This window comes from Streptomyces sp. NPDC050549, assembly GCF_040655035.1.
Classification (GTDB): domain Bacteria; phylum Actinomycetota; class Actinomycetes; order Streptomycetales; family Streptomycetaceae; genus Streptomyces.
In genome coordinates, this window is record NZ_JBFAJD010000093.1 from 1 (window position 1) to 7622 (window position 7622).

The following is a 7622-nucleotide window of genomic DNA, read 5'->3' on the forward strand; positions in this document are numbered from 1 at the left end:
TAGACACTCCCCCCTGTCAGCACGGCTGTTGGGCGCGGTCGCCAGCTCTTCTGGCTCCAGTCCAGCCCCCGAAGGGAGGAACCGACCGACGCGGTCCCGCCGGTATGCAGCAACTGCCCTTGCCTGCCAGGGCGTCGGAGAGTCTTGTGTGGGGGAGTGGGTGCCGGTGTCGTGACGCCGGCCGCCGCGGCACCGGCGAGGGCCGCGACAACCAGGGCCACGTACCGGCGAGGGCAGCTCCGTTGACAACAGAAGCCCCCGCCGGGAAAGCCGCCACCATCGCCTCCGAGTACGATTCGAGCCCTGGCGGGCCCGGACCGGTGGACCTGCTCCGGACAGTCAACTGTCCGGAGCCAGAACCTTGAGCGTGTGCCATCGAAGTGTGCGTGGTGCAGCATCTGCCGAGACATGACGCTTCATACCCGGCTGAGTCATTGTGGGCAGCAGGATTCGTGATCAGCCTGCTGCTGGAGGGGTCGACGGGTTCGCTCGAAGCCCCACACGGCTTACCGCCGGTCTTCTCCGCTCTTCTCCAGCTGGTCAACCAGCAGACTCAGTGCCCGCTCCACGGTCTGGCGGCGGACCTCGTCGCGCGTCGATCCGCTACTTCTGAACTCGTGACTCACGGTGCGCTCTGTGTCGGAGATGCCGATGTAGACGAGTCCCACGGGTTTGCCATCCTGGCCGGTGGGGCCGGCGACGCCGGTTGTCGAGACACCAAGGGAGCTCCCGAACAGCTCCCGTACGCCGCGCGCCATCTGTTCGGCCGTCTCAGGGCTCACCGGGCCGTCGGAGGCGAGGGTCGCCTTGGCGACGGAGAGGACCGTCGCCTTGGAGTCCGTCGCGTACGTGATTGCTCCCCCGCGGTAGTAGTCCGATGCACCGGGGGTGGTGGTGATCGTCGCGCCGAGCATGCCGCCTGTCAGGGATTCTGCCGTGCTGACGGACAGGCCGCCGGCACGGAGCAACGCACCGAGTCGTGCCGCGATGTCCTGCAGTGTCACAAAGACTCCTCTGTGGAGGCCGCCGTTTGGGTGCCCGTTGCCGTGAAAGCTCATGAGATCAGCCGAAAAGGGATGTCCCGTTCCCCTCTATGTCATCAACGATGTGGTCTATCTGCTGGTACTCGTACTCCTTGCAGCGCGGGAAGTCCGTGCTGTACTGCGCGGCCTGACGGAGCATGAATGGTAAGCGGATGTCGCTCTGGTGGTAGTAGACGGAGGGTATGCCAAGTGCCAAGGCGTATCCGGCCTCGACGTAGGAACTCGACACCAGGTCTTGTGGCATCACCAGCAAAAAGCGTGCGCTTTCGCGCAGGGCGGCGAAGTCGTGGTGCGCGCCCACGTCCGGCCGTTCGAAACTGGCCGTGGTGGGGCGCTGCTCACCCGCGTAATAGACCTTGAACCGGCAATTGCGTTCCAGGGCTTCCACGATGCGGAGGATTCCGTGTCGGTGGGACTCGTAGGCCTCATCGGAGGGAAGGGAGGCCATGGGGCTCGAAAGGAATACGTCATACGTCGCCGGCCTCGCGTCACTGTTCGTGGCGAGCAGGCCATCCACGGAGGGGGCGGCTGGGACGCGTCTCCGCCGGTTCATCAGGACCATCACGAACAGCGAGACCCCGAGAATCCCCAGGAAAACAGCGCTGAACACGAGGAAGGCCCGGTTGTTGTCACTCTTGCCCGCGGCGAGCCCGACGATGATGGACGCGGTGGCGTTCAGCCCTGCCCCGAGGAACGTCAGGAACCCCTGAAGGCCATCACGGTCACCCACTCCCACCCCCTGCTGGTGCGCAGGGAAACCCTCGCCTGCTCGGAACTTGACTGTCAATCAGAATGGTCGAGTTGAAGCGGATATAGAGATTACCTTACGTAAGTGAACTAATTATGTTGTTTTGTGCGCATTATTGTCCGCGTGGGGACTGGGCCGGGGCGTGGATATCGGGTGGGGCCGTACACGCCCGTACGCCTCCGTGAGCTGCCTCGCCGCCACCTCCGACCCACCGCACTCCGCACTGATCAAACTTCGATGGGCGCGGGACACCAATGTCCCGTGCCACTGGATCTTGACCGTTTGCCATCGGACCTCGACGGACGCGAGTTTGTGTCGTCGGAGTTCGATCACCGCAGGTCGGCGACTCGGCGCACCTCCAGTGCGCTGAGTCGCCGACCTGCACTTATGTGCAGCGCCTCGTAAACGTGCAGGTCAGGGCGTTGCGATCGTCCTGCAGGCTGCTCGATTTGTGGGGACGAGGGTCAGGAAGGCTTGACTGCCGAGACCGGGGTGACGGTCACCTTGTTGTCGCACTCGGCCCACACCCCGTCGTTCAGGGCGACCTGATGCTTTCCGGAGTGCGGCAGCCCGATGACCATCGTCGGATAGGCCTTCGGGGTCTTGCCCGACACGCAGTAGCCGTCGCCCTCGCCCTGGACCTGGACGAAGGTCAGCTTCACCCATGCCTTGCCGTGCGGCCGGACCGTCACGGTGGTCGCCCTGCCGGTGGGGGTGACCTTGAGCGGGGTGTTGTGGGCGGGGGAGCCGTTGCCGGCGCCCGCGACTGTCGGGTGGCCCTTCAGGACGCACGTCTTCCGGGAGACGTTGGTGAACTGCACGACCGCCGCCCCGGTCCCGGTCCCGACGGGCCGGTGGACGGCCTGCCAGGCGCTGACCTGGAGGGCGGAGGCCGGGCAGGCGGGCGGCGGGGTGGAGGTGGTGGTGCTCGCTGCCATGGCGGTGCCGGGCAGGATGCCGGTCACCGCCGCTGCGACGGCCGTGACCGCCGTCGTCGCCAGAACCGCCCTGCGAATGCCGTTGCTGTGCCGCATGCTGTCGTCCCCCTGAGTCGTCTCGTCCGCGGGTTTCGGTCGTCGGTTGTCGCCCCGCGGTACGCGTGGTCGTGGTTCGTGAGTGCAGACAGGGCGGGAGAGCGGCAGGTTCCGTGCGGCGCCTCCTGTGACGGAACGGTGACGAAAGGCTGCACCCGTGCAGATGGCCGTCAGAGCAGGCGGAAGCACCTCCAGCGCGCCACGGGTTCTACCACGCCCCCCGGCGCGCACCGAAGGTGCGCCGAGTCGCCGACCTGCGGCGACCAAACTCCGACGACACAAACTCGCGTCCGTCGAAGTCTGAAGTTCCCCCTGTCGGCTGGACAGCTTGATACTGGGACGGATGGTCCCGGAGGAAGCAGTCACAGGTAGTGAGTAAGAAGAGCAATACGAGTAAGCGGTACACGGCCGAGTTCAAGCGGGATGCGGTCGCCTTGGCGTTGTCTTCGGAGAAGACGGTCACCGAGGTCGCGCGGGATCTGGGTGTGAGTCCGGAAGGGCTGCGCGGGTGGGTGAAGCAGGCGAAGGTCGACCGCGGCGAGGGACCCGCGGGGGCGTTGACCACTGCGGAGCGTGAGGAGCTGGTCCGGCTGCGGCGGAAGGTCCGCGAGCAGGAGGCCACGATCGAGGTGCTGGGAAAAGCGACCGCCTTCTTCGCTCAGGACAAGATGAGGTAAACACCGGCGCACGGTGTCGCTTCATCGATGCGGAGAAGGCATCGGAGGAGAATCCCGCAGGTCACAGCGTTGCTTTTCTGTGCCGTGTGCTGGGGGTGCCGCGTTCCACCTACTACGCGCACAAGGCTTCGGAGCCGGGCCGGGCGATGCGGGAGCGGGCCGAGGAAGTGCTGGTCGGCGAGATCCGGGTGCTCCACGCGGGATCTCGCGGCGCCTACGGGGCTCCGCGAATCCACGCCGCCCTGCGGCGGGCCGGGCGGGCGGTGAACGCCAAGAAGGTCGAGCGGCTGATGCGCAGACACCGGATCACCGGGATCACCCGCCGCCGGCGTGGGGGCCTGACCCGACAGGCGAAGCGGGCGGTGTTCGCCCTCGATCTGATCGGCCGGGACTTCACCGCGCCCCGGCCCGGGATGCGGCTGGTCGGCGACATGACCGAACTGGTCACGCTGGAGGGGAAGTTGTATCTGGCGACCTGCATCGATCTCGCGACGCGGGAGGTGCTCGGCTGGGCGATGGCCGACCACCACCGCGCCGAGCTGCCGGTCGCCGCCCTGCGGATGGCGGCCGGGCGTGGCGGCCTGGAGCGCGGTTGCATCATGCACACGGATCGCGGCAGTAAATACACGAGTGACGAATTCCGCACAGAAATACGCAAGTTGCGCATGAGGCAGTCGATGGGGCGCGTCGGCTCTTGTTACGATAATGCCGCCGCGGAAAGCTGGTTCGCCCTCCTGAAAGCCGAGATCGGGACGACCGTCTGGGAAACCCGCGAGGCAGCCCGGGCCGACGTTTTCCGGTACGTCGAGGTCGAGTACAACCGCAGCCGGCTCCGCTGGCACCCCGACTACGGATACGTCACCCCGCTCGAAACGAGATCCCTGCTCAGGCAGAACCTCGCCCCGGCAGCGTAAGAACCCGCTGTCCAGCCCGCCGGGGGAACTTCAGACAGCTCCTCGTCGTCACCGGCGACAAACGCCGCCAGGCACTTGACGACGTGTCCGCTCGCTGCGAGGTCCTCGTGGCGGCTGATGTGGGTGCGGACACCTCAGCGCACGATCCGGATGCCCGTGTGGCCGGTGCGATGGACGGGAAACGACCTTCCCGGTGAAGCCACCGTCCTGTGGTGCATTCCATTGTTCTGGGTTTGTGATGCGGTGTGCGTGAGCTTCACTCCTGCGGTCAAAGGATTTCCCACTCAGTGGGGTAAACCGGCGCTGAGCAGGGTGAACGGTGTTCCGTGCGCGTACCTAATGGCCGCGCCAGCGGGTTGTAGCAGGCATGAGTGCCGCATGCATGACCATGCTGACCGTGACCGCTTCGCCGTCTGTGTCCGACGACGCCCGCGCTGTCCCGGAGGACACGGCCGCTCCGTGTGACATAGCTGTACGGGACTGTCGCACCGAGGGCGACACACTCGCGCTCCGCGCGTCCGGCGCCCTGGACCACTTCACATTGGCGCCCTTGAGGGTCGTCCTGGCGGTGGCACCGGTTTATGGCTACCGCCACCTGCTTCTTGACCTCGCGGGCTTGAGTTTCTGCGACTCGGCGCTGCTGGCCGTCCTGTCCCACTGGTGTATGCGCGGTCGCAGCATGGAGATCACTGCCGCGTCCCGTCAGGCCACACGCTTGCTGCGGCTGGCCGACGCACATACGTGGCTCATGCCTCCCGGGGCAACGGAACGCTGGTCCTCTGCCGGCGGGGGCTTCTGATGACGTTTGCCGTTCTTACGCTGACTCCCATGATCGTCTCGCTGGTTCTGCTCCACTGGCCCAGTTCACGTGCCGATGCCGCATGGACGGCCGCAAGCCATGAACCGCAGGCGGGCCGGCACCGGGCCCGAGGGCGTCGGCTCTCCTGCGCGAGGACCACCACTACGAGGCGGAGCCGCAGGTACCCGGCGAGCGGAAGCCGCAGGGTGACCCAAGCAACTGCACCGTCGTTGGAAGGATTATGAAGATTCCATGTAAATCGGAAATGAGTACAACAGTCTGCGCGGATGCTCTGCACAGAGGTGAACGTGGCCTCAGGCGCAGAGCCTCATGAGCGGCGGCCTGGTGCGTCGGCGTGTGGCGGCGGCCCTGGTGGTCGCTGCCGAGGAGCTTCACCCTGTGGCGGTGGACCTGGAGTTCGACGTCTGTGACCCTTTCGCCGTCCGGCTGGTCTTCCGTCCGGACGGCGAGCGAGAGGTCACGTGGTGTTTCGCCCGCGATCTCCTGGCTGGCGGAGTGCAGTACCCCTGCGGAGAGGGCGACGTCCGGGTGATCCCGATCGCATGGGGGGAGCCGGGGCGCGTGGTGATCCGGTTGCGCGGGGCGGACGGTGAAGCGGCGGTGAGTTTCCCGGCGCTGCCGCTCGTTTCGTTCCTCGGTCGTACCCATGCCCTGGCGCCCCTGGGGCTGGAGCACCACAGCCCCTGCTACCGCCTCCACCTCGACAGGGCGCTCGATGATTTGCTCACGGCCTGGTGAGGCGGCTCCTGTTCACCTTGATGGATCAGGAAGCCGGGCACCAGGCGTTTCGGGGGTCATGCTGATTTTCTCAGGGCGCCGGACTGAGAGAAGCGGCGTTGAGGTGGGTGTGGTTGCTGTCTCCCGATCGGTGGATTCGGTGTCGCCGATCGGGAGACCTGGCATCGGTGGTTGCCTGCGGCCCGGAATTCAAGGGCGTCATGCAGTTGCCTTCTTGGCGGAACTGGTGCTTCAACTCGTTTGGTAGGGCTGCTTCACACGGGATCGAACGGTTGCCGACGCTGCCGATGGTCATATGCCGCTATCAGTTGCGGTCGTCGAAGCTGCCGAAGACCGGTAGCTGTAGTCGGTGGCGTCCCGCCATGTGGTGCAGGTAGGGGCCGTGCGGGATCGCTCATCTCTGCGACGTGGGTGTCGGCCGGATCCACGCAGAGTGTCCACGCTGCGCGTGGGTGCCCTGTGAGCTTGCCCGCGGTGCTGTCGAGTCTGACGCGCCCTCACGGCAGTTCGTCGTCCGTCCGGACCAGCCGCCTACCGTCACCCACGCTCACATGCTCAGACGGCCGGACCCACCGCTACGGGGGAAGCGGCGGACCCGGCCGTCACCACAGTCGCACACCCGCCCTTCCACTCGCAGGAGTTCAGCGCGCTACCCCTCTGTGTTGTCGAAGATCGGAACCGGGCTCACCCCCGAAGATCACGAAGCTGGCTTGAGCCCCTACGCAGATTGCTTGGCGGGTCTTCCACACGAGTGGCTCCCCGGTCCAGCGCGCAATCCTTGCGCAGGAGCGATTAGGCAGGCGACGGCGGCGATGGGGCCGACTGGTCCTGCCCAGGGCCGAACTGCCCCTGGTCTCCTGTGGGGCTGCACGGACATTCTGCCGACACGAAGGAGAACAACACGCGTGCTCTTTCCGCTTTGCAGACGTCCGCGCTCGGCAGGAGCACAAGCTGCCGCAACGCTGTCTTCGGCAGCCGACGCTGTCCTGCCAGGCGGGGAGGACCCTGTCCCGTCAGGAGGTGTCATGACCGTCCCGTATCCCGGCTCTTCCGCGGGCCGGATGATCGAACTGGGCCGGGAGGAGTCCCTGGCACTGCTGGCGAGTGTCCCGATGGGCCGCGTTGGTTTCTCCCACCAGGCGCTGCCCGTGATCCGACCGGTCAATCACCTCGTCGACGGCGATCACATCGTCATTCGCACGCACACTGCTTCGGCGCTGCTGCGTACCCCGCCGGTTACTGAAGTGGTGGTCTATGAAGCCGACTGGCTCGATCCGGGCACCCGCACCGGCTGGAGTGTCATGGTCACCGGGCGGGCCAGCCCGGTCACGGCCGCGTCGGATGTCCTTCGCTATCAGCAGTCGCTCATGGCCTGGACCGACAGGGACTTGGACCACGTGGTCAGGATCTCGGCCGAGATCGTCGCCGGCTACCGCATCGAGCGCTGACACGGGCACCGCCCGCGGCGAGCACCCCGACGGGCAGGTTCTCGCCTAACGCTGCAACGACTTGCAGCGATCAGCCTCACCGGATCGGCTGTGTGACTCTCCGTGGGCTCTGGTCCACTTCCTGTGGGCGCGTACGCAGGGTGACTATTGATCTTCGTGTGATGTCGGCTGAATTCGCCCGAAAATCGTCGGGAGTGTCT

7 protein-coding genes and 1 pseudogene are annotated in these 7622 nt (G+C 66.2%); 5 read left to right on the plus strand and 3 right to left on the minus strand.

Annotated features, from left to right (window positions below; all coding sequences use genetic code 11):
* Window positions 1-506: 506 nt before the first annotated feature.
* The 3 genes from AB0I51_RS47905 to AB0I51_RS47915 form a co-directional block, all read right to left on the minus strand.
* Window positions 507-1004 (minus strand): CinA family protein, encoded by a 498-nt coding sequence (locus AB0I51_RS47905; protein WP_362985759.1) that lies wholly within the window; start codon window positions 1002-1004, stop codon window positions 507-509.
* 58 nt (window positions 1005-1062) lie between these two features.
* Window positions 1063-1773 carry a hypothetical protein gene (locus AB0I51_RS47910; RefSeq protein WP_362985761.1) on the minus strand — a complete coding sequence of 237 codons (711 nt, stop codon included), beginning with the start codon at window positions 1771-1773 and terminating at the stop codon, window positions 1063-1065.
* A gap of 482 nt (window positions 1774-2255) precedes the next feature.
* A complete protein-coding gene (locus AB0I51_RS47915) occupies window positions 2256-2825 on the minus strand; it encodes a DUF4232 domain-containing protein (protein ID WP_362985763.1) in 570 nt (189 codons plus the stop codon).
* 371 nt (window positions 2826-3196) lie between these two features.
* Here AB0I51_RS47915 and AB0I51_RS47920 point away from each other — a divergent pair, with 371 nt between their 5' ends.
* From AB0I51_RS47920 to AB0I51_RS47940, 5 genes and pseudogenes are all read left to right on the plus strand, one after another.
* Window positions 3197-3502 carry a transposase gene (locus AB0I51_RS47920; protein WP_362985765.1) on the plus strand — a complete coding sequence of 102 codons (306 nt, stop codon included), beginning with the start codon at window positions 3197-3199 and terminating at the stop codon, window positions 3500-3502.
* Between the two features lie 11 nt (window positions 3503-3513).
* Window positions 3514-4416 (plus strand): annotated as a pseudogene (locus AB0I51_RS47925) (IS3 family transposase); the annotation flags it as partial.
* Window positions 4417-4798: 382 nt separating this feature from the next.
* A complete protein-coding gene (locus AB0I51_RS47930; RefSeq protein ID WP_362985767.1) occupies window positions 4799-5215 on the plus strand; it encodes an STAS domain-containing protein in 417 nt (138 codons plus the stop codon).
* Between the two features lie 330 nt (window positions 5216-5545).
* Window positions 5546-5974, plus strand: a complete 429-nt coding sequence (locus AB0I51_RS47935; RefSeq protein WP_362985769.1) for an SsgA family sporulation/cell division regulator — start codon at window positions 5546-5548, stop codon at window positions 5972-5974.
* A gap of 1025 nt (window positions 5975-6999) precedes the next feature.
* On the plus strand, window positions 7000-7422 hold the full coding sequence (locus AB0I51_RS47940; protein ID WP_362985771.1) for a pyridoxamine 5'-phosphate oxidase family protein: 423 nt from the start codon (window positions 7000-7002) through the stop codon (window positions 7420-7422).
* Window positions 7423-7622: the final 200 nt, after the last annotated feature.

Coding starts and splice junctions, on each gene's coding strand:
- AB0I51_RS47915 (WP_362985763.1), bottom strand. CDS start 2,825: ATGCGGCACAGCAACGGCATTCGCAGGGCGGTTCTGGCGACGACGGCG.
- AB0I51_RS47930 (WP_362985767.1), top strand. CDS start 4,799: ATGACCATGCTGACCGTGACCGCTTCGCCGTCTGTGTCCGACGACGCC.
- AB0I51_RS47935 (WP_362985769.1), top strand. CDS start 5,546: ATGAGCGGCGGCCTGGTGCGTCGGCGTGTGGCGGCGGCCCTGGTGGTC.
- AB0I51_RS47940 (WP_362985771.1), top strand. CDS start 7,000: ATGACCGTCCCGTATCCCGGCTCTTCCGCGGGCCGGATGATCGAACTG.